This window comes from Bradyrhizobium sp. CCGUVB1N3 (assembly GCF_024199925.1).
Lineage (GTDB): Bacteria > Pseudomonadota > Alphaproteobacteria > Rhizobiales > Xanthobacteraceae > Bradyrhizobium.
The window spans coordinates 7,340,649-7,363,613 of the sequence record NZ_JANADR010000001.1 but is presented as its reverse complement, the minus strand read 5'-3'; the positions used below and the strand labels follow the sequence as shown (position 1 = coordinate 7,363,613).

Below are 22,965 nucleotides of genomic sequence, written 5' to 3'. Positions count from 1 at the left end.
CCGATGTCAGCACCCGACTACGCGCAACACCTGATCGAAAGATTCTTCTTGCATCCAGCGGGGCGTCCACAGATGTGGGCGCCTGCAGCGCGATCCCAGCCGTCTGAGCGCATGCTGCTGCCAAAGATCGGTTTTATGGGAGGTGGCAGTCTGGAGAATCATCAAGCATTTATCGAAGGACTTCGCGAGTTGGGATATGTCTCTGGTCAAACAGTGATGCTGGAGACGCGGATCCATGGCGCAAGCTCAGAACGCGTGACGAATTTGCTCGCGAGTTTGTCGACTTACAATGCGACGTTATTTTTGCTTCGACCCCGCCTGCGGTCGTCGCCGTCATGAGTGCCACGTGTCATTCCGACCGTCGGCATTGATCTGGAAGACGATCCGCTAGCCAACGGATGGGCACAAAGTATTGCTCGCCCGGGAGGTAATCTTACTGGCCTATTTCCAGGCCTTCCTGAACTGGGTGGCAAGCAGATCGAGCTTCTCAAGGAAGCGATGCCGCGCCTCGCCGATGTCGCGGTTCTCTGGGACGCAAATTTCGGAACAGCACAGTTTCGCGCGACCGAAGCGGCGATCCAAGCGTCGGGTGTGAAGCCGCTATCGTTGCCGGTCCGGCAAGCGAGTGACATCAATGGCGCCATCGAACGCGCCCTGCAAGAGCAGGCACAAGGGTTAATCGTCCTCACCCCGCCAATGATTTTCATACAGCGTGCACTGATTGTCGATCTGACTTTGAAGGGCGGCTTGCCGATGATCAGTGGCTTCACCTCGTTTCCTAAAGCTGGCGGGCTGACGGCCTACGGCGCGGACCTTCCTGCGATGTTTAGGCGTGCGGCGAACTTTGTTGATCGCATTTTGCGAGGTGCAAAAGCGAGCGAATTGCCTATCGAACGGCCCAACAAGTTTGAGCTTATCATCAATCTCAAGACCGCGAAGACACTTGGCCTCGAAATACCGTGGCAGCTTCAGCAACTCGCCGACGAGGTGATCGAATAGGAGGCAATTGGTGCGATTCATGAGTTCGGTTGCGGCCCATCGCATCAATTCGCTGCTTCGTAGCAACCACGTCGTTTTAGGAGCAGAGCGGACCTGACCGAAATTATGAGCAGGGGTCGTAGTAACAGTCGATCCCTCGGTGCGGAAAACACAACCGGCGTCCGTTAGCCGGGCCGGCCAAGTCTCTGTGTAAGATGAAACCACGGCCTCGACCCGAGAGCGCTCGGCGCTAACATCGAGCATGCTGCAATCAAGCGCAGGCTTGCTCTCATCCGTCAACGTAAAGTTCTGGCCAGCCAGTCATTCCAGTCGAGCGTCGGATCGCCGATGCGCTGCTGTTTGAAGCGGCTGGCCAGCGTCTTGCGGGCTGCCTTCGAGAGCTGCTGATACAGAAAGCGAAGTTCGACGACGGTCTCGCGGCGGTTTCGCTTGACCAGATTGCTATCCGCCTCCCGACGCTTCAGCTTTCCGATCAATCCAATCGGCCCGGCGGGTGCAAGCCCCTCTCCGCGTAGGAGCGCAGTCGCCTGCTTCTCCAACACTATACGTTTGAGCTGCTGGTTGATTGTCATCTGTGCAACCGGCTGGCCCGCTCGCCGTCGCGCGATGAATGGACCCGATTTTTCGCAACGTCAACGTAAATTCTGATCAGGCGCTTTCCTTCAGCAGCGGGAAAACATCAGGCGACGGCGCGTCGCTGCAATCGAGAACGTCTAACGTAATCAGTCGTTTGGTGAGTGCCTAGCGCAACCTCGTCCGCGCTTCGCTCATCCCGACCCGACTTTTTGGCCTTGGGAACCACGCTGGCGGAAAGGGAATGTTCGCCTATTTCGCCGGGACGGTTTCAAGTGGAGCTAAACGACGGGTGGTCCTCCTATATGGACGCATCGCGTCGACAATTGCGCTGTGGGCTTGCGGTGGCGGTGAATGGCGTTGTGTGCCTCAATCTTGTCGGGACCATCGGCGCGCTTCTACCTACGGTAACACCACAATTCGATCCGAATGGCGCTGCCGGGCCCTCTCGATCGCAACTCGGCACGCGGAGGGGAAGGTCAGTGCAGCGCTGACTGTGAATTCATAGTCCGCGACTGTATTGTGGGGCGAGACGATCCGGAAGCGCCATTTGCGCTTCCCGCTTGGCTTCTTACCGTGCTCGCGCTCCCATAGCGAAGTGTCAAAGCGCATCTCTGCCCTAACGACCGTACTTTCAGCCTGAAATGTCGACATGCCAGCGGCCACTGCGCTCGACAGTGCTGTGCCGTTCAGCGCATCACGTGCGATTCGGCCCCCATCGCTCGCCACGTCCCAAAGGCATGACGCATCCTTAGGCTGGTATTTGTCGGGCTCGCCGTCGATGGGTTGATGGGGCCCCTCATAGCGCCTCGGATCCCCATAGAAGTGCAACGCGACCTCCAAGTCGGCGACCCGATGAAGCAACACACTCGCTTCCATCGCGATGAGATCGGCTTCTGTCATCCTGGGCTGGCTGCGCCTTCGCGTTCGTTCGGGGTCGCCTTTTGATACTGCGATTATGTCACGCTCGCCTAGTAGGCGGCCAAGCGGCATTCCTCGTCGCCGTCGTCGTAGCCGACGCCAAAAACGACTGAGCATTTGGACGGTGCCTACGTCGTACACGCCGACCTGGCGAAGGATATCAAGAATGAGGGCCGGTGTGTCTTCATCGGCTGTACCCTAGTCTCTTCCGCGCGATCATTGCGGACCAATAGCTCCCCATCGCGGAGCCGAAGAAGCCACGTCGTAGTTCGATGCTTGGTTCCGTGCAGACGTCTACGCGCCGTGGGCACAGCTTGCGCGCCGCCGCTTCGGCGTCCTCCAACTTCGAGTGCTTCGACGCAAAGGCCCATTTGCCCGGCCGGGGCTCGCGCACGTACTTGTAAACGTAGAACTTGCGATTTCTCCACGTTCACAATTACCGCTTCGTTCTCGCTCCCACACCTATGACAACTGATAGGCCGGTTCTCTCTCCTTCGTTATTACGAGTTGCCACCTTGGCGGATCGAGCATTGCGGACAATGATCTTGCGCGAGCAGCCGGATTTGCAGGTCTCAATTTCGCCGAGCTCGATCAGTTCGAAAAGCACGACTCCGAAATAGCGATCGCCAAAGCGAGTAGTGCGCTTCGCACCCTTGTGCCGTCGCAGGGAGTGGCTGCTAATGCACCCACCTGTCGCTCTCTCATCTTGCGGCGTACGTGCGGATGCTTTCGCAGGACACGACGCGGCGCGCGGGGCAATGGCCGTTGGCATTGACCTACGCATCGTCGGTCGAGCAGCGGCTTACCTCCTAGCCAGGCGCCTCGCGTTAATCTACGTTCTAACGCTGGTATCCGTTGCCATGCGGATTGAGTAGGCGAGAAGAGAGGTCAGCTCTCCCCCCAATCTTGCTCATTAAGCGGGTCCCAAAGATGACCTATCGCTCCTTGCGAGCCTCCAATTCGGCTTCGATCCGAGAATACGTTTGGGTAATATGGTGCGTCGTAAGCTGGAAACCCTGCGCTCTCGCCTCTTGAATGTCTGCCAACCGACCATCACGGGGTAATGTAAGGCGAGAACTGATATTGAAGTGAGGATACCGTCCTTTGATCCGCGGGTGAATTTCGGCCGCAACTTCCACGTCCGCAGATGAAATGTATCTGCCGCCCCATCTTTCGATGATCTGTTTAATTGGGTACGCTCGCTTCAACGCTCCTTTGGTCGTGGTTTGCGCATCGAGCCATTCGTAGGCGATCCTGATGCAGTCGTCATGTTCGTGGACATTGTTCTGTCGCTGATAGCGGACGTGCTTTTTGGCTTCGGCGATTTGCTGGGCGGTGAGCATGCGATCGAAAATCCTTTAGTCGGTTCGATGAGGCAGGGTGAGGCTCGATCCACGCCCTTGGTCATTCCATGCAATAATCCTAACTATGCAGTGAGTTGTGTGGCGCGGCATTCGGCGATGAGGACGTCCGCCCCTGTCCTGTCGAGATCATCGCGAAGAATTCAAGCCTCCGGAACCCCTCACATCGGCATTGTCGCATCAGTTGCTTTTTCTCACGATCAACGGCTCAAAGATTAGCATCGACCCCACAAGTGGAGTACCGCCAAAGCTGGCATGGGCGGCAGTTTTCAAATCACACCGCATCCAGCGTCTGCTATGCTCCTGATAGCGGCGGGGAGCAGACATCGCCGGACTTCGCATATCGAGTCGCCTATTGATTTTTCATCCACGGCTACCCCGCCCAGCCACTGTGCGGGGCTGTTCCGTCTGCGAGGAGGTCCAATCCCTGAGAGCGCTACACGTCAGGCACGCGTCGGCCAGTTCTCGCCACGACTTCCCGACTTCGATCCACATGCCTTTGCGGGCTGGCAAACCATCAAGCATTCTTCGGGCATTAGAAGCAAGACGCATAGTATCCAAATTCGCGGCGCGCTCAGCCTCTTCGACGACTTTACGCAGGGCCGTTTCGGAGAGCCTCCACCCGAAGTCGGTAAACCTGCCTTCCGCGAAATACTCAAAACAGACTCGGAACGTCAAAACACGGCCAACGATCGTATGGGCCTGCAATCCCACCTCGCTCAACCAATGTCGGAGAAACTCTACCTGCTTGTGGCTGCCGAGATCGACAAGGTCAGCACCGTCGAACATCAAAAACGCCGCCATGCCAGCGATGTCAACTTGTACTTCTGTGTCCTGTTTTTCGAACCAATCGCTAATGATTATCAAGGGCGTCATTGGCTGGTCCAAAGTCGACCTCTGTGCCAACCCAACAGGGATTTGGTGGAGCGGAAACACATTGAGCAGCCACGCCGCAACTTCACGTTCATCATCATCCGCCATGGCATGGAGCCTCGGCCAGTGTCATTTTGCCAACGCCTTCCGCGCCGCATCGAACGGTTCCTGATCTTTCGGTTCCGCAAAATCAAACAAAGACTCTGGGGCATATGTCGCGAGACGCTTGGCTAGGAACGATTGCGGCTCCCAATCTTGCCCCTCGCGCTTCTCGAAAATGATGACATCGCGGGTAGAATAACCAGCCCCCTGAACATCGCAGTCGACCGAAAGCTGAACGCGCCACAAGCCGTCCTTGACCGTTTGTTGCTCGTCCAGCGTCGGCAGGTAGTGCATCTTAACACCATCGCCAATAATGCAGCGACCGCGCCGTAGAAGATCCCCCAGCTTGCCTTGCGCTGTCGTCACGAAGTTAAAGTTAGCGGGATCATGTAGAAAGCGCCGGTTCACTCCCGTTTCGTTGCTTGTGGCCTCGTCAGCAAGAAGTGAGAGTGCGAACGCCCGCCAGCCTAGTTCCATCGGTTTTGCAGACGGCGTCACAAGTGTCACTGTGCCATCGCGTCCCACCTCCCAGGTCACCGTAGAGTCGTCCTCTGCTTTATCAGTCCGGTGTCTGGCCCACGAGAGCACAACCGGCTCGCCTGCGTCGGTCTTTCGGCCACGCTCCCATCCTTTGGGAACGAAGTGTGCGACCTTCGCGACCTTGGCGAAGATTTGCTCCGCCGTCTCGCCATCCTGCGCTCGCCAAATTGATCGAACCTGGTCGATCAGGGCGTTATCTTCCGCACGCACGTCATCGCCCTGACCGGCCAGCCCGCCCGGCAATATCCGTAGGTCAACAGTGAACCAGAGACCGAGGGAGAGACAGGACCAAAACCAAAGCAAGCGCTTATCGGTCATTTTCTCTTACCTCACGCAGCTCGCCCCTATATCCGCTTCCGATTTGTATCGCGATAAGACGCGCGAAGCGCCTCCCAGAATTGGGAGCTCACGATGCCGGCCGCCTGGACGACTCACGTTCCGGGTTGGCCTGGAAGGTCGAATGAAGTTTCAGGAAGCGCTACGGCGCGCGGGTTCTAGTCCCAACCGCCGAAATCGAGCGCTATCTGGCAACGCTGGCCGATCCCGCGGACGAACACAAGCCGTGCCCGGTGCGACCCGAGCTGTGGGTGGAATGCCATCCCCGTCGGAGCCGAGCATCACAAATTCGCCTCATCCGCTCAGTCCACAAAAGCGACCGAAGAGCGGACATCAGTCGAAGCCGGCGTCGATACTAAGACATGGCATGTCGAAAAGCTGCCAAATCCGACGCAGGCATGCTGCGAACTGTCGATCTGATCTTGGCACGAGGGGTGCAGGACTCGGTATTGCTCTGGGGCTGCTACTCCCCGTGGCTAGTCAGCATCTAGCTCAGCGATCGTTGACTCGTGAAGTAGGGGCGTGTGATTCAGCGCCTCCTCATTCGACCTCGGGTGCGGAGTCATGTGACCGCTAATTTCTCGGGCAGCGCGGGCGGACAGGGACTGCGTCCTCTCGCCGTGGACTGTCCAGTCGCGCCCGTGCTGCTCTCTTTGGGGGGTCCGCAACGTGCGCGTCAGGTTGCAACCATTCGGGTGTTGACGCGGCCGGGCCGAAGGGGAAAACGGATCAAGCAGAGCCCCGTGAAGGCGGCATGCTCCTTGCCTCACTAGGGAGAGCATCGCCGGTCTTGCAGGGGCTGCGATGCTAAGGGCGGGCCCGGGATGTTACAGGGCCATTTCGGGTCCGCCCTATTCGTGCTCGCGAGGCAACATGGAGCAACATGTCCGAGCGGCTTCCGCGGCGATTGCGTTCGCGCATGCGCTCGATCGCGAAGTCCTCAGCGTGTACGAACATGAAGGCCGCAGGTACAGCAGGATCAATGTCCGCGTAACCCGGGACATAGCAAACGGTTACGACTTCGACAATGAGTGCCACATCGCCAGTGCGCTACCGAGCATATACCACTTCGGCGCGGAGACACATTGGCTGCTAAGACCTAAGCGCCCACGATTCTACAGCGGCTTTGATTATTGCACCTCAACCCATTTCTCGGTGAGAGTGACAGGCAATGGCGTCCAGATAGTCGATTGGCCGGAGACTTCCTCTTTTACATACACCATCTGGTGGGAGGCGGGTCACGCAATTGAAGCGGGAGCTACGCGATGGAAATCACGTTAGCAATTGGCGCTGTGCTCGTTTATTCCGCGATCGTGATCGCTTGCTTGTGGGCACTTCGGTGAAGCCGATGGCAAAGTATTTGTGCTCGTATGACTTGGAAGACGCTTGACCATGGCTGGTCCGGTGCTGTTCTTGAAATGGTAGTGACCGATCGCAGGATGGTTGTGGCCGTTATAGCTGATGGAAGCCGAGGTGATCTGGCCATTCGAATCGTTGGCCTGATCAATTACGAATTTCGCTGCGATGTTGTCATTCACATACGTGCCCTGAAGTTTGGACATAGTACTGCTTAACGGATGATCGTCTCTACGAAAAATGCGCCGAGGATTGTCTAGCTCTCCGTATGATAGAGCTCGCGTTCCGGCGAAGATCAATATGTCGGGGCGACCGCGCCACCCCAGCGGTAGTTCACGCGGACCAAACCGATATCGACGTCCTGACCGATACGGGCAGTCCCTGCAAAGGCGCCCGCCGGACCAACCACGAATCCGGGTGAAAAAAAGAAGTCCACGTCCCGATGCCCCATGAACAGGTGATCGTACTCAACACCGATGGACCAGTTCGGAGCGAAGCCAAATTCAAGGCCCGCCCCTACCGTGCCACCCCAACGAGTTTCGCTGCCGTTGTCGATGGTTAGCCCAGACCCAAAATCGAAAACCCGGTACTTATCACGAGCTACCACTGCTCCGCCTTTCACGTAGAGTAGCACGTTATTCCAAGCATAGCCAACTTGGCCCGTGAACAGGCCAAATGCATCAAGCTTGGATTCATCCTGGACGCCTGCGAAAGCGAGGTTGGTGTTGGATCCCTTAAAATCGGACCAGTTGCCCTGCGCCTCCAAGCCGAACACCGAGTTTGCTATTTGCCAGCGATAGCCGATTTGACCACCGACCGTGCCTCCCGTCGCATTATGGCACCCCATCCCAACGGGCGGAGCGACGACCACGCCGCCGGTGTTGACCACGTCCCAACATTGATGCGCGGAGCCGCCGCCGCCATTGATGCCGATGTAGAAGCCGCTCCAATCATACATTGGAATGGCCGTTGGGGGCGGCGCTTTGACGTAGGGCCGCGCGGCAAGATCAGCCGCAGAGGTAGGAGCGGCCAGCGCGATGAAGGCTATCGTGCCCAGCAGGACTTTTTTCATTCTCTAAACCCAACTTCGTATCGACTTTCCCTGACGGAGTATTGGACGAGGATTGCCATGTGATTATCTTCTCCATCAACTCCGAAGTGTGGTAGTTGACTGAGGGTCTGAGCAGCAGTCGTGTCGGCAGTGGATGCTGTCTGCCAAATAATCATCAAAGGCTTGACCTGAAAATGTCTAACCGAGCCATGATTTGGTTGTGAGTTCCGCGCTCGCTCTTGATGCGATTCACGGTGGGGAGTGGTAGGTCACCGATTGGTAGGCTAAATTTTTCGACGACTCGTGCGTTTCATGTCGTTGTCATCCGGGAAGCGCAGGAGATGTATGTCCTTGCTCTGGTCACCCAAAAAGGCGGAAGCGGCAAGAGCACGCTGGCGGTCGGAATTGCAGTCGCAGCGATGGGGAACGGGGAGCGCGTCGCAATTGTCGAGGCGGATCCACAAGGCACGATTTCAAAATGGAACGAGCGGCGCGGCCATCCCTATCCGCGGGTCGTTCGGGTCTCCGATCCCGCCGAAATAGAAGGGGCGCTCGTCAGCCTTGAAGCTGAGGGAATCTGGCTTACGGTCATCGATACCGCCGCCACGAACAATGCACTGGCCATGCGCGCCATCGCGAGGGCCGATCTTTGCATGATCCCGGTGCGTCCGAGTCCGGCCGACATCGAAGCTGCGATACCGACGCTGATTGCTATTCGTAGGCTCAATCGCCGATTTGCTTTCGTCCTCAATCAGACGCCACCGCGGGGCTGCCGCTTGAGTGAGGCTGCAACGTCGCTCCATTCGCTCGGCGTGCTTGCGCTTCCCTATGTCGGACAGCGCAATGATCACCAGGACGCGCTTGGGGTAGGATTAGGCGTGACCGAGTTTGCACAAGAGGGAAGAGCCTCGGAGGAAGTTCGTGAGCTGTGGCGCTGGGTCTTGAAAACGCTTGTCGAGGGGTCGTTAGATCATGAGCCACACGCAAAAGAGGCGGCGTGCTAGCCATACGCGCTGTACGCGACGCTCGCTGGTGGAGCTTACCGCGGCGGCGAGCCGAGCCGTTGACGAGGGCCTGTTTGTGTTGTCCAGCGGGATTGCTGCTTCCAATCCGCGATCGGAGCACACAGGTGAGAAGACGTCTGATCAAACAATCCTTGCAAGGCAAGCGACGGCTCCGAGCCCCGTTGCGGTGCTTGAATCTCGGAATGTGGCGGCGCCGCGCAAGGAAGAACTCCTAGATTCCGACACTACCACCGAGATGATGGTGAAGATTGCCGAGGACTATCAAAACAGAGCTGTTGCAAACATCAAAGCCAGCCTGAATGCTGCGTTGGACCATGCAAAGGACCTCGTAGAAACGCGAGTGGGAGGCGAAGCGGCGCCGAAAGACATCGGCGGTTCCAGTCTTGAAAGCAATTTTCTGACCGTTCTCAAAGAAGCCGCAACGGAGTTTCGCGCGGATGCGGCCGAGTTGATTTTGCAGAAGGAACCAGCCGACAGCGCGGGGCAGCTGCAACTGCGATATATGCGGCGGCTCACTGACGAGGCGGTCAGATTGCTGGACGATCTTCGGAGCGGCAAGCTGGAGAATGAGGCGAACTTCATCCTGAGCGAATGCTTCAGAGAAGCCGCCAGTGCGTTCTCTATGATCAATCAGCAGCTCAAGCGCGACGGCTATGCCGCGAGCATTGATCCATCAATCTTCATCTGGCTTGCCAATATCACCGAACCGGAGACGCGCGACACGGGGACCATGCGGCTTGAGATCGTACCCAACCACCGAGGCCGTCCGAGCACGTACACGCGCCAGGTCGCTCAATTCATCTGGCACCTAGTCGAGGGGCAGGGCTGCCGGCGACAGGCCGCATATCGGGGGGCGCTCACGAAGTACGCCATAAGCGCGAGTTTCGCCGAGACGGCCTATGCCTTTTGGGAGCCGATCTTCAAACGGGCGGGACCGCACGTGAAGATGCTGACCCGCATTTCAGATCCAGAAATGTAAAGCTAAGCAGGGCGGCGGGCATTTGGCGTCCGATTTGATTACGGCCGTGGTCCCTGCGAGGGCCGCCGGGCAACTTTGTCCGAGCTTTCCCTATCGTCCTTCACCGCCGTGCGGCCCATCACTTGCATGACCGCATCCGCAGCGAGCGCGCGCCGCGTCGAACAGAATATAAAGGATGCGCCACAAAGCGACGTAAGCCGCTTCCGTTTTAAGAATGCCTGCCTGTACTTCAAGGAAGCCAGCTTCTTTTTATGACTGCTCCCGGGCGCGACTAGCACTACCTTGGTAGACTTACTCACGCCGCTGCTCGTTGCAAATCCAATTTCGGCAAAATGGGCATCGCTGGGGCGACAGTCGAGCGAAGTGTTCGAGGATGGCGTGGCGCACGGCCGGCAAGCTTGGTTGAGGCGGTGGGCCGTTGATTCTTTTTTTCCGCCCCGCGCTTGCGAGCCGGCGATGTTGAAGGAAGGCGTAAGCGATCATCGTCATAAGCGCGTGGCGGTGAAGGCCTTGCCAGGATCGCCCCTCGAAGTGATCGAGACCGAGTTCTTCTTTCAACTGCTGGTGAGCCTGCTCGCAAACCCATCGCGCCTTGATAGCAGCCGCCAAGGTGCGCAGGTTAGTCTTCGCCGGCAGGTTGGCGAGGTAGTATTTCTTTTCTCCTGAGGGCCTGTGTTCGCCAATGAGCCAAACCTCGTCCCCTGGCAGATGTTGCGGGTCCTTGTCCCCGATCCGCTGTCGTGGTCCGTCGGCTACCCGCACGCGGATAGCAGCGAAACGAGCCTTGAGCTTTCCTTTCGTGCCGGTGCGCCAACTGATAGTCCGTCATGTGGCGTCGGCGAGTATGTCTTCGGCCGCTATCGGTAGAATGTCAGGAACGTGCCGCCGACGAGCACCGCTGCGCCGAGCAACCGGCCGGATCATCTGCACCTCGGCACGGTAAGCCTTGAGGTGACGCGGAATACCGACCGCCCAGATAAGTTTGCGAGCCGTGAGCCCGTGGCGGAACGGCGCGCTCATTCCGTAACCGGCATCCGCCAGCACGCAGCCAAAGCGCACACCCGCCGCGATGACACGATCGATCTCCGTCAGGGCCATCTCCAGCTTCGTCTGTGCCGCTCGATATTCGGCCGGAACACCCGCTCGCTCCAACCGAGCCCGACTGCCAGTCCAACTCTCAGGAAGAAACAACCGCAATGCCAACATGACCGGGACTTCGTCTTGCGCAAGCGTCAGCGATACCAAGGTCTGGCAGACCGTATGTTCGTTGTCAGAGAGGTGGCTCGTCCGCAGTATGCGATGAGCGAGGGTTGCGCCGGGTGGGCCGGCACCGAGCCTCTCGCATAGGAGGACGAGCCGTGCGGCAGGATAGCAAAATCTACGTGGGACTGGATACATCGAAGCTAAAGATCTCGGCAGCCGTGGCCGAGGCGGGACGCGATGGCGACGTGCGCTTCACCGGTGAGATCGATAGCGCACCTGATGCGGTGGAGCGACTGGTTACGAAGCTCGCCAAAAGGCACCGGGACCTCGCCTTTTGCTACGAAGCCGGCCCAACCGGCTACGGTCTCCATCGTCAGATCACACGGCTTGGCTACGACTGCATCGTGGTTGCGCCATCACTGATCCCAAAGCGGCCTGGAGAACGGGTCAAGACCAACCGTCGTGATGCGCTGACCCTGGCCAAGCTGCATCGTGCGGGAGAGCTGACCGCAGTCTGGGTACCGGATCCGGAGCACGAGGCGGTGCGAGAACTGGTGCGTGCCCGAGAAGCCGCGATGGAAGATCTGCGGCGGGCCCGTCAGCACTTGCAGTCCTTCCTGCTGCGTCACGGCCGGGTCTTCACCGGCCGTCAAGGGTGGACCAAGGCGCATACACGATGGCTATGCGAGCAACGCTTCGAGCATCCGGCGCAGTATCTCGTGCTGGCTGAGTATCGCCAAGCGATCGAGGCCGCCGAGATCCGGCTCAAGCGCCTGGACGAACAAGTTGCCGAGGCGGTGAGCTCATGGTCCATGGCTCCAGTGATCGCAGCCTACCAGGCGCTACGCGGCGTCGCCTTCCTGACCGCGGTCACCTTCGTCACCGAAATCGGCGACGTGCGTCGCTTCGACAGCCCGCGCCAACTGATGGCGTATCTCGGCCTGGTGCCCTGCGAAAACTCCACCGGGGAACGCATCCGGCGCGGCGGCATCACCAAAGCTGGTAATGGCCGGGCGCGCCGCGTGCTCATTGAGGGCGCCTGGACTTACCGTTTTCCCGCCCGGATGAGCCGTCTGCTGCAGGAGCGGCAGGCCGGCCTGACGAAAGCGGTGTGCAACATCGCCTGGAAAGCCCAAGTCAGACTCTGCGCTCGCTATCGCAAGCTGATGGCACGTGGCAAACGCCAGGCAGTCGTCACCGTGGCCATCGCCCGGGAAATGGCCGCCTTCCTCTGGGCTATCGGCCGAGAGGTGGAGCCGCACAGCGCAACCTGATCGCTTGCCGAATTAGCCACCGCTTCCCTTCCACCTCAACAGGAGAACTCTCAGGAGCGACATCATTGTTGCGCATCGCTGGGGGCAGAGCCCCGGTTGGGGAACTCTCGCACCAATTGTGTGGCCGACATTGTCGATGCCCGCTGGCAGATCGAGGCAGCCCCGGACGAACAAACGGAAATGCGGTATCCAACCCGCGTATCAGAGTCTGCAAACCGTCGTCTCAGCGGCTCTGCCTCCTGCGCTGCGCAGCAATCATCCAATTGGCAACTCCGGCATAAACGGAGATCGCACTCTCATGCCGATGACCCTGGACAACGAACATCAGAGTTGGCGGTCTTGCCTAATGCCGACGCATATTGTGGAGCAACACCCACCGAATGGGTTCCCTTCTTGGGAAGCGCGGTGTCATCGATCACCAGCACGGCATTGTGGCCGCCGACGAGCCTATCCGCCTGAGCAAGCAATTCTAGCTCCAGCGGCCCCGCATCCCAGACACCGTCGGCAATGAAGTGGTGCAATTGATCGTAGTCACCAAGCGCAAGCCGCTCGGCCATCGGCTGAATGCTCTTGCGATCGCCAGGACCGATCAGCCCCGACACGTAGAGCGGACACATCCGTCGCCGCGCCTTGTAACCCAATCGAGCCAGAAACGGCTTGAGAAGGCGTCCAAGCTCCTCCTTCCAATCCGATGCCATGCCACCCATCGTCGGCCCCTCCAAAAGCCGACCACCCATGAGTCACAGAAAAACTGATTTGGGAATCCCGTGTCGCTCAAAATCTGCCAAGGTAGTGCTTAGTTCATCACAGGGGAGTAGCCCCGCGGAATTTCACCCCGGGGCTCTCGCAGAACCGGACATGACAGTCTCCCGTCATCCGGCTCCCATCAGGCAAACGTCCCAGTCATACCGAGTCGCCAGTGCACAAAGAGTTCCGCACTTTCCTTGACGAGTCTTAGGAAGAACTGACTCGCACCAGCTTTAGTGCGGCGGAAGCGCTTGAACTTCCGCACCGCCCACGCCACGAGCGTCTGATTGACGTATCGAAGGAAGGGATACAGTGCCGACCGAGTATAGCGCCCATAGTATGCAATCCATCCCCTGAGGAGAGGATTGATCTCTGAGGCTAGGTCCTGCAAGGACAGGTGTGTCTGCCGGCGCAAGTTCAAGGCCCGAATCGTTTCCCGCATGGTCTTCATTGCCGATGGACTGACTGCTGGAGTAAATCCTCCAAACAGCGAGTTGGTTCGGGAATTCATTACCTGACGGGAGCGAAAGCAAAATCCGAGGAAGTCAAAGCTGACATTCGGGTAGTTGCCTTTGCGATTCCCATCTCTGCAGTAGACGATCTTGGTTTTCGTTGGATGCATCTCCAGATGGCACTCTGCCAACCGGGCTTGAAGCTCAACCTTGAGGGTTTCTGCTTCTAGCTCGGTACGGCAGTGCACCAGTCCATCATCTGCATAACGGCACCACGGGAGGTCGGGGTGCGTCCTCGTCATCCAGAGATCAAACGCGTAATGGAGAAAAAGATTCGCCAGAGTCGGGCTGACCACTCCCCCTTGCGGGGTACCGCGGCTTCGCTCGATGATGGCTCCGTCTTCCTTCATCATGGGCGCCTTGAGCCATCTTTCGATGTACAACACAGCCCAGTTGCACGTTATGTGTTTCCGGACAGCCCGGAGCATCAAATCGTGGTCGATGTTGTCGAACAGACCCTTGATGTCAAACTCTAACACCCAGTCATACTTCCAGGACCGCTGTCGCGTGACCCCTACAGCATCCAGCGCCGATTTGTTCGGCCTGTACCCGTAGGAGTCTGGAAGAAAGATTGGTTCTAGAATCGGCTCAATGACCTGCTTGACCACCATCTGCGCGATTCTGTCGCTCACAGTGGGCACACCTAAAATCCGTTCGCCTCCAGTCTTCTTCGGAATGGAGACGGCGAGCACCGGTGGGGGAAAGTAGCTTCCCGAACTCATTCGATTCCAGATCTTATACAGATTTCCTGACAGAGCCTTCTCAAATTCGTCGATCGTCTGCTTGTCCACTCCGGCCGCGCCCTTGTTGGATTTGACCGCTTTGTACGCCTCGTACACGAGACGTTTCTCGATGTTGAACGGTTTGTTTGTCGCATTCGTCGAGTTCATCCTGTTTCCAGTTGTTTCGGTGAATGCCACCGCCTGACCCGACCCCTTTGCTCCAGTCCCATTACAGACTTTCAACGCTCGTACGGGTCGGTCCGCCCCAGTTATCCGCATCGGTACTCTCGCCTCGCGGTTTTGGCCGCTTGTGCTTCTCCCTTGGCATCGGAGAACTGGTTCCTGCAGTTCCGTGCAATCGCCTGTATCCGGTTCACGCCCCCTTTACGCCGACCGCCACCTGTCCAGTCATCAGGCCTCCGACAGGTTTATCGCAGGAGAATCACCACCCCTGGTTTTGACGGTACTTGAAAGTATAACGACGCGTGATCGAAGGGTTCATTTTCATTCGTCTCCCGGACACATACCTGCGCGGGGTCTTCCCCGCGCTTTGTCTTCAACGCTCACCACCACGGATTTTGGCCGCAGCAGCTTGAAGTGGTTTGAGACCCGCTCCTGAAAGCCGATCCCGAGGGGCCTACCCTCATCAATCGCACAGCTCGTCTTCAATTAGGCTAAGTCATTTCAACTTCTCCTCGTTCGTCAACTTCTGCAGCACACGTGATTTTGACGTTTTGATGCCGAGCCATTGGAGGATGGGCAAGTTTTCGGGTGGCAAGAGGATCTCGATGCTTCGTGCGACGCCAGGCTTGCGACGAATGAACCCGTTGCGTTCGAGGGTGACGATCATCTGGTGAACTGACGGTGGGCTGACGCGGAAGTGGCGCTGGATGTCGGCCTCGGCGGGCGGCTGTCCGAACATGTACGAATAGGTATGGATGAAAGCGAGATAGTGCCCCTGTTTCTCGGGGAAGTGCACGCCTGATTTTTGACTCATAGCTGGATTCGTCCCGGCCTCCGACAAGGAGGCGAAGCGTGAATGTACGTTATCGGGTGGAATTGAGCCAAGTCGAACGGGACGAACTGACGGCGATGCTCGGCGGCGGCAAGCATGCCGCCCGCAAACTCAAACGGGCTCAGATTGCTGGCGGCCGATGGGGACAGTTCTGACGCAGAGATTGCCCGAACCGTCCGGGTCAGCCTCTCCACTGTCGGCCGGATCAAGCGCCGCTTCGTGGAAGGCAATCTGGAGCGGGCCTTGAGCGAGGAGCCGCGTCCGGGCGCTGAGCGCAAGCTGACCGGCAAGCAGGAGGCCCTGCTGGTGGCGACCGCATGCGCCAAGCCGCCAGCTGGCCGCAAACGCTGGACGCTGACACTGCTGGCCGACACGATGGTCAAGCTCACCGATCACGACAGCCTGTCGGGCGAAACCGTGCGCCGCCGGCTCACCGAGAACGATCTCAAGCCCTGGCGCAGGGACATGCGGTGCATTCCCAGGTCGACGGCGAATACGTCGCCCGCATGGAGGACGTGCTCGATCTCTACGCCGAGACGCCGGATCCGGACCGGCCGTTGGTTTGCCTCGACGAGCCCCCCCCGTCCAGCTGATCGGCGAGGTGCGCCAGCCGATCCCTGCCCAACCGGGACAGAGAGCGATCCGATTACGAATATCGCCGCAACGGTACCGTCAATCTCTTCGTCACCTTCGATCCGCATCGTGGCTGGCGCAACGTCCAGGTCACCGAGCGCCGCGCCGCCGTAGACTACGCCCACTGCATGCGTGAGCTCGTCGACGTCCATTATCCCGATGCCGCCTGCATCCGGGTCGTGCAGGACAATCTGTCGATCCATACCGCCGGCGCGCTATATCAGGCATTTGCGCCTGCGGAGGCGGCCCGTCGCATCCTGCGCCGCCTCGAGTTCCACTATACCCCGAAACACGCCAGCTGGCTCAATATGGTCGAGTGCGAGATCAGCGTGCTGCAGCGCCAGTGTCTCGGCCGTCGCATCGACGATCCCAAAAGGCTTCGAAAAGAGATCGCAGCATGGCAACGGCAGCGAAACAAAGTCCGAGACCGCATCAAATGGATGTTCACAACCGACAAAGCTCGCGCCAAACGCAACCGCGCCTATCCGGTTGCCCCCAAAGAGTCAAAACCACAGTGATGAACCACTAGCTGAGCTGACGCGATGTCACGGACAGTTAGCGAGCAGAAGAAGATTGTTGGGTTGAACGTCGTCCGCCTTCCGTCTTAACGTACTTGTGCCCCTCGTGCGTGGCCCACACCACATCAACCCTGCGGCCGTTTTCTTCGACATAGAACTCCCATTCGTCGCTCTCGATATCTTTGATAGCCTGATCGATGGATAGAGCTGGCCCCGGTTGTTTGGACAGCGCCCCGCGAAAATTAAGTGGATTCCTGCCGGGTTATGCTGAAGGCGGGGCTTTACGATTTTGCTGTGGCGTCGGGAGGGCGTAAGCCCGACCAGAGCCGCAGCAAAATCGTTGGCGACGATCATGCGGCCGTCACCATCGTTTGCGCGCCGAAGTAAGCCTCGTCGGGCGTGCGTTCGTCAAGGCTCGAGTGAGGACGTCCTCGGTTGTAGAACGCCAGATATTTGGAAATCGATGCTCGCGCCTCGAGCACGCTGTCGTAAGCACGCAGATAGACTTCCTCGTATTTGACAGTGCGCCACAGCCGCTCGACGAACACGTTGTCGCGCCAGGCACCCTTGCCGTCCATGCTGATGGCGATGTTCGCGTCCAGCAGCACGCCGGTGAAGTCGAGGCTGGTGAACTGGCTACCCTGATCCGTGTTGAAGATCTCGGGCCTGCCGTGCTTCGCCAACGCCTCCTGGAGCGCTTCGACGCAGAATATCGTCTCCATCGTGATCGATACGCGATGGACCAACACCCGTCGGCTGAACACATCGACGACCGCCGCGAGGTAGACGAATCCACGTCGCATCGGAATGTAGCTGATGTCCATTGCCCAGACCTGGTTCGGCCGCTCGATCTTCAATCCGCGCAATAGGTACGGGTAGATCTTGTGGCCCGGTGCGGGCTTGCTCGTGTTCGGACGGCGATAGATCGCCTCGATCCCCATGCGCTTCATCAGCGTCGCGACGTGGCGGCGGCCAATCTGCATGCCCTCACGCTGCAACAGCGATCGCAGCATGCGCGCCCCTGCGAAGGGATAATCGAGGTGCAGCTCATCGAGCCGGCGCATCAAGACAAGGTCCTCGGCCGAAACCGGCCGAGGTTCATAGTAAACCGTACTGCGGGCAAGGTTCAGGACCTTCGCCTGGCGCACGACAGACAGATCATGGTCGCGGTCGATCATCGCTTTGCGCTCAGCAGGCCCGCCTTGGTGAGCGCGCCGGACAAAAAATCGTTCTCCAACGCAAGCTCGCCGATCTTGGCATGTAACGCCTTCAAATCGACCGGCGCCTCGGCCGGTCCGTTGTCCTGCCCAAACACTCCGGCGGCGCCTTCCAGGAGTTGGGTCTTCCAGGTCGTGATCTGGTTCGGATGGACATCAAACAATTGCGCCAGCTCGGCCAACGTCTTCTCCCCCTTCACGGCCGCCAAAGCCACCTTTGCCTTGAATGCCGGAGAATGCGTCCGGCGACTCCTCTTCGTCATCTTCGCTCCTGATTCGCGGCAAGAAGCCTCGCCGCTCTCAGGCAGAAAATCCACTCAAGCTACTGTCCGAATTTGCGGAGCCAGCTCTGATCGCTTCCACGGCGTCCCTTTGGGGTTTGCTCCCCCAACATGGGTGATTCTTTCGCGAGGGTTCGTTCTCTCCGTCTTGTTGACGCAGCGAATGCGTGCGCGTTTAGCCATTCTAGTCTCTCCTAAATGTGCCCTAAATGTGCAAGTCCTGAAGCACCAGCATAGACCAATGGTTGGATTAGGCGGCCACCAATCCAGGTAAGTGCCTTGCAGTCTTCACTCCGCGATACAACTTGGCGGCGCCCCGCGGATTGCGCACCACCCCAAGCGCCGGGGGGCCGAGGTGGTCAGCCTTGCCAATCCAAGGGCGAAGGCTGGCCACGAATTTTTGCGGCGCGTGGTGGGAATAGCGCTTTCAAGCGGGCCACTAAGCGAGCGCCGAGTCAAAGCCGCTGGCAGCGCGGGCGTATTAGGGACAGCGTCGGGGTTTCGCTACCAAAGGCGCCGAGTCACCCCGCGGTGCCTCCTGTCTGCGCGTGTGCCACAGCCGCGATCGGGCCGATTCCGATGACCTGTCCACCGATGATGCCCGGATAGCCATGCTTGCGATGCCATACCGTGACGGCGCAAAGCTCGTCATCCGCCCCTTCTCGAGCCGACCGACCGCCCGTCCGATAACGCTCGGCCAGCGCTGATGCGACCTCGCGCTTTGCGCGCAAGCTGATCTTCGATCTTCCCTGCTATAGCTGCCACCGGGCGCGACTTGGTGCCGGTCAGCTTGGGGCATGGATCAGACGCTCTACCGCATCCCCGCCGCAATTGAGGCAAGCAGCGACGCGGTTCGGCGCGACTCGTGCTTGACACTCTGCCGCTTTGATGACGCCAGCCGATCTTTCGCGCGAAGCGTCTTGGTGTTCCATCGAGAGTTTCTTCGCTTCGAACGATCGGATGACATCCTCTCGCGTCCGGCTCTCTGCGCGCGGTGACATGTATCCGCCTAGCGGGGATCTGTTCGTCTTCGGTGTCCATGATCGACGGCTCGCACCGTGAGCTTGATTTCTGCGTTCATTTTGGCATTGTCTTTCGGGTCGGCTCGAATGCTTCCTGCTCTTTCGGGTCTGCAAGCTCAAACCAAGAGCCGGGTGCGGACGTGGCGATAAACTTGGCGAAGAAGGATTGCGGTTCCCAATCTTGGTCTTCGCGTTTCTCGAAAATGATGACTCCGTCGCCAAGTCCGGGAATATTACAACCGACCGAAAGCTCGACGCGCCACAGGCCGCCCTCCGCGCTTTGCTGCCCGTCTATTTGCGGTGAGTAGTGCACTCCAACCGGCTCGCCAATAGTGCAGCGACCGCGCCGCAGCAGATCGCCCAGCTTGCCTTGTGCGGTCGTCACGAAATTGAAGTTAGCGGGATCATGCAGAAAGCGACGGTTCGCGCGCTTTTCGTCGTTCGCCACCTCGTCAGAAACAAGAGAGAGTGCGAACGCCTGCCAGCCTAACTCCATCGGTTTCGTATACGGAGCCACAAGTTTCATTGTGCCATCGGGTGCCACCTCCCAAGTGACCGTATGTTCGTCCTTCGTTTTATCAGACCGGTGTTTGGCCCATGAAAAGACAACGGGCTCGCCAGTGTCGGTCTTTCGGCCAGCCTCCCATCCCCTGGGCACGAAGTGGGCTACCGTCGAGACCTTGGCAAAGATTTCCTCCGCCGTCTCACCATCCTGCGCTCGCCAGGTTGATCTAACCTTGTCGATTGAAGGCTTGTCATCCGCACGGAAGCCACCGCCGTTACCGGCTAGCCCGCCGGTCAAAAACATAAGGCCGACACAGCCCCCGAGCCCGAGACCGAACCAAAGGCCACGTCTATCAGTCATTTTCTCTTATCCCACGCTGTCAGCCCTTATATCCGCGTCGCATCGTATCTCCGAAGACACACAAGACGCACCTATCAGGGTTGGTAGATGGCGTCTGGAGCGCCCATCGGGCGATGAACTACTAAATTTCACGCTGTAGCATTGCTTCTCTCGGTGAACTCCGTTCGGGGGAAGCGTTCATGGTTCGTCTCAGGCGGGAGGGAGACGATGCCGAATTTCCGGTTGAGAGATGGGCATTATTCAACGATTAGTTCGAGACGCCGCGATGGAGCCTGAAATGGTCAGCCGCATCACGGCGGCTTACAAGCAAGCGCTCCATATCCTTTGCGTGAAGGATGGTGACGATCCGCTAACGGAGATGATCGCGAGGACGATCATCAAGATTGCACAAACCGTTGTCCGTGACCCGGCTGAAATTGCGGCCCTTGCAATCAGAGAGCTTGAACTTCGGTAAGGCGAACACCGCCATCTGTGCAAGCTCGGCAGCCGTGAGGCATCAACAGCCGTGCTCTTGCCGGGCGCGGGCCTTGTTCAATTCAAACAGTTCGATCTTGAGCGCTTGGTCCCGGTAGTCGAGGGAGACAAGCGCATTGTGGGCACACTGGCTGCGCCGGCTGTCGGTCTTGAGACCAATGTCAGGAATTTCACGCTACACGCCACTACGAAGTGCCTCCATAACCCGCAAATTCACTTCGGTACATAACTTGCTCGGTTCACGACTTGGCGCGCGTCGCTGCTAGCGTCTGGTCCGCCGTCCCGACGGTTTGCTGGCGACAACAAGGACGCTCGGTTATGGCCGAGAACATTCAGGGAAGTGTTGGATGCGATCTGGAGTTCTTCTCTTGATAGCCGGTACAATTGGGCTCGTTGCAAGGGGTGCAGCGAATGCAGCAGACCTTGCGCCAGAAGTGAAACTGCCTGCTGCCGTGTGGAACTGGTCGGGAGGCTATATTGGCGGGCACGTCGGCGACGGCCACGGCCGAACCTCCTTCAGCAATCCGTACGGTCCGTCAATTTATGGGGGCGTCGTCGATACCCCAGTGTTTCTCGCAGGCGGCCAGATCGGCTACAACTGGCAGAAGGACGGCTGGGTGTTTGGCGTCGAACTCGATGCAAGCGGGGCTGTCTCCGAGGGCACAAATACTTGCCTCGCGGCGTCCGGCTTTGTCGTGAGCGCAAACTGCCAGGCTGGTCCCAACGTCTTTGCCACCGGGACCGGTCGCGTCGGTTACGCGTTTGGCGCGCTGGGCCACACGCTGGCCTATCTCAAGGGAGGCGTTGCCTGGCAAAACAATCGCGGCGACGTCGTCAACAATTTTGAAAACGGGGGGCCACAGGGGAAAACCCATTTCGACTATGGCCGGGTCGGTGGTACCATCGGGCTAGGCGTCGAGCAAGCGCTTACCCCTGCATGGTCGGTCAAAGTCGAGTATGACTATCTGCATGTCCGCGGCCCGAGTGTCGCGACCCCTCCGACGGTGCAAAATCCACCGTTCGCAATTCTGCCAGCGAACACAACGAGCCTGTCCAGCGACTATCACGTCGGAAAGATCGGATTGAACTACCATTTTGGCGCCGCCCCTTGGGCGACACAATGGTCCGATGCGCCGCTGTACGCGAAAGCGCCTGCCGGCACGCCGCCGATTGCTTACGCGGCCGGCTGGTCGTTTGAAGGCGGACCGCGGCTTTGGCTCAGCCGCGGACGATTCCAATGGAACGTTGGCGCTGTGCCAACAGATCCTAACATTCTTATATCAAGGCTCACCTACCACGGCCTCGACGGGCTTTCCGGGGAAGCATTTGGTCGTGTTGACAGCCCGCGGGGAGTATTCCTGAAGGGCAATATTGGCCTCGGACGCTTCAACAAAGGAAACATAAACAATGAAGATTGGGGCATTCCGGGGGGGACGGGGCCGCTGTCCTATGTCAACAATATATCCGGCCAGGCAAACGGGAGGTTCACCTATTACACGGCCGATGCCGGTTACGATTTCTTGCGCGGCGCCAACTACAAGGTCGGCGGATTTATCGGCTGGACCTACTACGAACAGAGTTCCGACTCGAGGGGGTGTGTACAGATCGCCAACCCGGCGATGAGATGCTTGCCACCCGGCGACGACAGGGTCGTTGGCAGCCAGAATACTCAGTGGAATGCACCTCGGCTCGGCCTCAGCGCCGAAACCATGCTCACCGAGCGTTGGCGTTTGAGCACGGACGTCGCTTATCTGCCCTGGATCGATTTCAGAGGGCGTGACCATCATCTCTTTCGCCCGACAACCACCTTCGATGAACAACGTGGGAATGGAGGCGGGGGCGTCCAGATTGAAGGCGTGTTGTCCTACTTCATCACCAAGAATTTCAGCGTCGGCGTCGGCGGGCGCTACTGGGCAATGTGGACCAACAAGGACAGCAAAACAACATGCACAGGCTGTATTGGCGTGGGAATCACTGGAACTCAGTTTTCGAAATTCAGCATGGAGCGCTGGGGTACGTTCTTTCAGGCGTCCTATAGGTTCGATTGAAAAGATTAGCCAACATCCAGGGCCTGTTAGTGCCATCCTGACGCTTTGGTATTGACATCGACACCGACCCCGGCGCCAGTTTGGCGCCGAGTAAATTGGCATGTGGGGAACCTCATCCGAGCCACAAGCTGGATTCCACCGATACGACGCAAACTAGAAAAAACGACGGCCTCGATCCGAGAGCGCATAGAGTTGGCATGGACCTGTGTTGCAATCACGGCGCAGGCTTGGACTCAGCCTTCAACGTCAATCGGCGGCGGATGGATCGCGCGGCCAAGGAATATGGGCGGGGTTGCGCGCGCTGAACGATCCCGAATT

The 22,965-nt window shown here is 58.6% G+C and carries 18 protein-coding genes and 3 pseudogenes; 8 read left to right on the top strand and 13 right to left on the bottom strand.

Translation table 11 applies throughout. The features are described 5' to 3' along the window. Positions 1-3: 3 nt before the first annotated feature. Both NLM33_RS35120 and NLM33_RS35115 read left to right on the top strand, forming a co-directional pair. Positions 4-339 (top strand): hypothetical protein, encoded by a 336-nt coding sequence (locus tag NLM33_RS35120; protein ID WP_254103077.1) that lies wholly within the window; start codon positions 4-6, stop codon positions 337-339. Continuing rightward, positions 340-999 (top strand): ABC transporter substrate-binding protein, encoded by a 660-nt coding sequence (locus tag NLM33_RS35115; RefSeq protein WP_254103076.1) that lies wholly within the window; start codon positions 340-342, stop codon positions 997-999. It abuts the gene before it with no gap. A gap of 275 nt (positions 1,000-1,274) precedes the next feature. On the opposite strand, the gene NLM33_RS35110 is transcribed toward NLM33_RS35115, so the two are convergent. The 7 genes from NLM33_RS35110 to NLM33_RS35080 form a co-directional block, all read right to left on the bottom strand. Beyond that, positions 1,275-1,571, bottom strand: coding sequence for a hypothetical protein (locus NLM33_RS35110; protein ID WP_254103075.1), 297 nt, complete (start codon positions 1,569-1,571; stop codon positions 1,275-1,277). Positions 1,572-1,974: 403 nt separating this feature from the next. Continuing rightward, positions 1,975-2,475: a hypothetical protein gene (locus NLM33_RS35105; protein WP_254103074.1), complete on the bottom strand. Its 501-nt coding sequence runs from the start codon at positions 2,473-2,475 to the stop codon at positions 1,975-1,977. A gap of 953 nt (positions 2,476-3,428) precedes the next feature. After that, positions 3,429-3,836 carry a hypothetical protein gene (locus NLM33_RS35100; RefSeq protein WP_254103073.1) on the bottom strand — a complete coding sequence of 136 codons (408 nt, stop codon included), beginning with the start codon at positions 3,834-3,836 and terminating at the stop codon, positions 3,429-3,431. Positions 3,837-4,217: 381 nt separating this feature from the next. After that, positions 4,218-4,835: a hypothetical protein gene (locus tag NLM33_RS35095; RefSeq protein ID WP_254103034.1), complete on the bottom strand. Its 618-nt coding sequence runs from the start codon at positions 4,833-4,835 to the stop codon at positions 4,218-4,220. 21 nt (positions 4,836-4,856) lie between these two features. Further along, positions 4,857-5,687: a nodulate formation efficiency C protein gene (locus tag NLM33_RS35090; protein ID WP_254103033.1), complete on the bottom strand. Its 831-nt coding sequence runs from the start codon at positions 5,685-5,687 to the stop codon at positions 4,857-4,859. A 1,295-nt stretch (positions 5,688-6,982) separates the two neighbouring features. Continuing rightward, on the bottom strand, positions 6,983-7,243 hold the full coding sequence (locus NLM33_RS35085; protein ID WP_254103072.1) for a hypothetical protein: 261 nt from the start codon (positions 7,241-7,243) through the stop codon (positions 6,983-6,985). A gap of 113 nt (positions 7,244-7,356) precedes the next feature. Further along, positions 7,357-8,133: an outer membrane protein gene (locus NLM33_RS35080; RefSeq protein WP_254103071.1), complete on the bottom strand. Its 777-nt coding sequence runs from the start codon at positions 8,131-8,133 to the stop codon at positions 7,357-7,359. Between the two features lie 320 nt (positions 8,134-8,453). On the opposite strand from NLM33_RS35080, the gene NLM33_RS35075 reads away from it, so the two are divergent. Continuing rightward, the gene (locus NLM33_RS35075) at positions 8,454-9,116 is read left to right on the top strand and encodes a ParA family protein (protein WP_254103070.1); all 663 of its coding nucleotides are present in this window, start codon (positions 8,454-8,456) and stop codon (positions 9,114-9,116) included. Between the two features lie 28 nt (positions 9,117-9,144). Further along, positions 9,145-10,116 carry a hypothetical protein gene (locus NLM33_RS35070; protein WP_254103069.1) on the top strand — a complete coding sequence of 324 codons (972 nt, stop codon included), beginning with the start codon at positions 9,145-9,147 and terminating at the stop codon, positions 10,114-10,116. Positions 10,117-10,411: 295 nt separating this feature from the next. Here NLM33_RS35070 and NLM33_RS35065 read toward each other — a convergent pair. After that, a pseudogene (locus NLM33_RS35065) lies at positions 10,412-11,370 on the bottom strand (IS701 family transposase); the annotation flags it as partial. A gap of 104 nt (positions 11,371-11,474) precedes the next feature. Between NLM33_RS35065 and NLM33_RS35060 the strand changes: the two are divergent. Then, on the top strand, positions 11,475-12,593 hold the full coding sequence (locus tag NLM33_RS35060; RefSeq protein ID WP_254103068.1) for an IS110 family transposase: 1,119 nt from the start codon (positions 11,475-11,477) through the stop codon (positions 12,591-12,593). Positions 12,594-12,922: 329 nt separating this feature from the next. On the opposite strand, the pseudogene NLM33_RS35055 reads toward NLM33_RS35060, so the two are convergent. The 3 genes and pseudogenes from NLM33_RS35055 to NLM33_RS35045 form a co-directional block, all read right to left on the bottom strand. Continuing rightward, a pseudogene (locus tag NLM33_RS35055) lies at positions 12,923-13,337 on the bottom strand (transposase); the annotation flags it as partial. Between the two features lie 142 nt (positions 13,338-13,479). Further along, a complete protein-coding gene (gene ltrA / locus NLM33_RS35050) occupies positions 13,480-14,742 on the bottom strand; it encodes a group II intron reverse transcriptase/maturase (protein WP_254103067.1) in 1,263 nt (420 codons plus the stop codon). A gap of 511 nt (positions 14,743-15,253) precedes the next feature. Beyond that, positions 15,254-15,571 (bottom strand): LexA family transcriptional regulator, encoded by a 318-nt coding sequence (locus NLM33_RS35045; RefSeq protein WP_254103066.1) that lies wholly within the window; start codon positions 15,569-15,571, stop codon positions 15,254-15,256. Between the two features lie 38 nt (positions 15,572-15,609). Between NLM33_RS35045 and NLM33_RS35040 the strand changes: the two are divergent. Next, positions 15,610-16,740 (top strand): annotated as a pseudogene (locus NLM33_RS35040) (IS630 family transposase). Positions 16,741-17,090: 350 nt separating this feature from the next. On the opposite strand, the gene NLM33_RS35035 reads toward NLM33_RS35040, so the two are convergent. Beyond that, a protein-coding gene (locus NLM33_RS35035; RefSeq protein WP_254095161.1) for an IS3 family transposase occupies positions 17,091-18,220 on the bottom strand; the annotation gives its coding sequence in 2 pieces (ribosomal slippage) (positions 17,091-17,968 and positions 17,968-18,220; 1,131 coding nt in all). A 1,095-nt stretch (positions 18,221-19,315) separates the two neighbouring features. After that, entirely contained in the window at positions 19,316-20,125 is an 810-nt protein-coding gene (locus tag NLM33_RS35030; RefSeq protein WP_254103065.1) for a nodulate formation efficiency C protein, read from the bottom strand. A gap of 277 nt (positions 20,126-20,402) precedes the next feature. Here NLM33_RS35030 and NLM33_RS35025 point away from each other — a divergent pair, with 277 nt between their 5' ends. Further along, positions 20,403-20,579, top strand: a complete 177-nt coding sequence (locus NLM33_RS35025) for a hypothetical protein (RefSeq protein WP_254103064.1) — start codon at positions 20,403-20,405, stop codon at positions 20,577-20,579. Between the two features lie 388 nt (positions 20,580-20,967). Beyond that, positions 20,968-22,647, top strand: a complete 1,680-nt coding sequence (locus tag NLM33_RS35020) for an outer membrane beta-barrel protein (protein WP_254103063.1) — start codon at positions 20,968-20,970, stop codon at positions 22,645-22,647. The last annotated feature ends 318 nt before the right edge of the window (positions 22,648-22,965 follow it).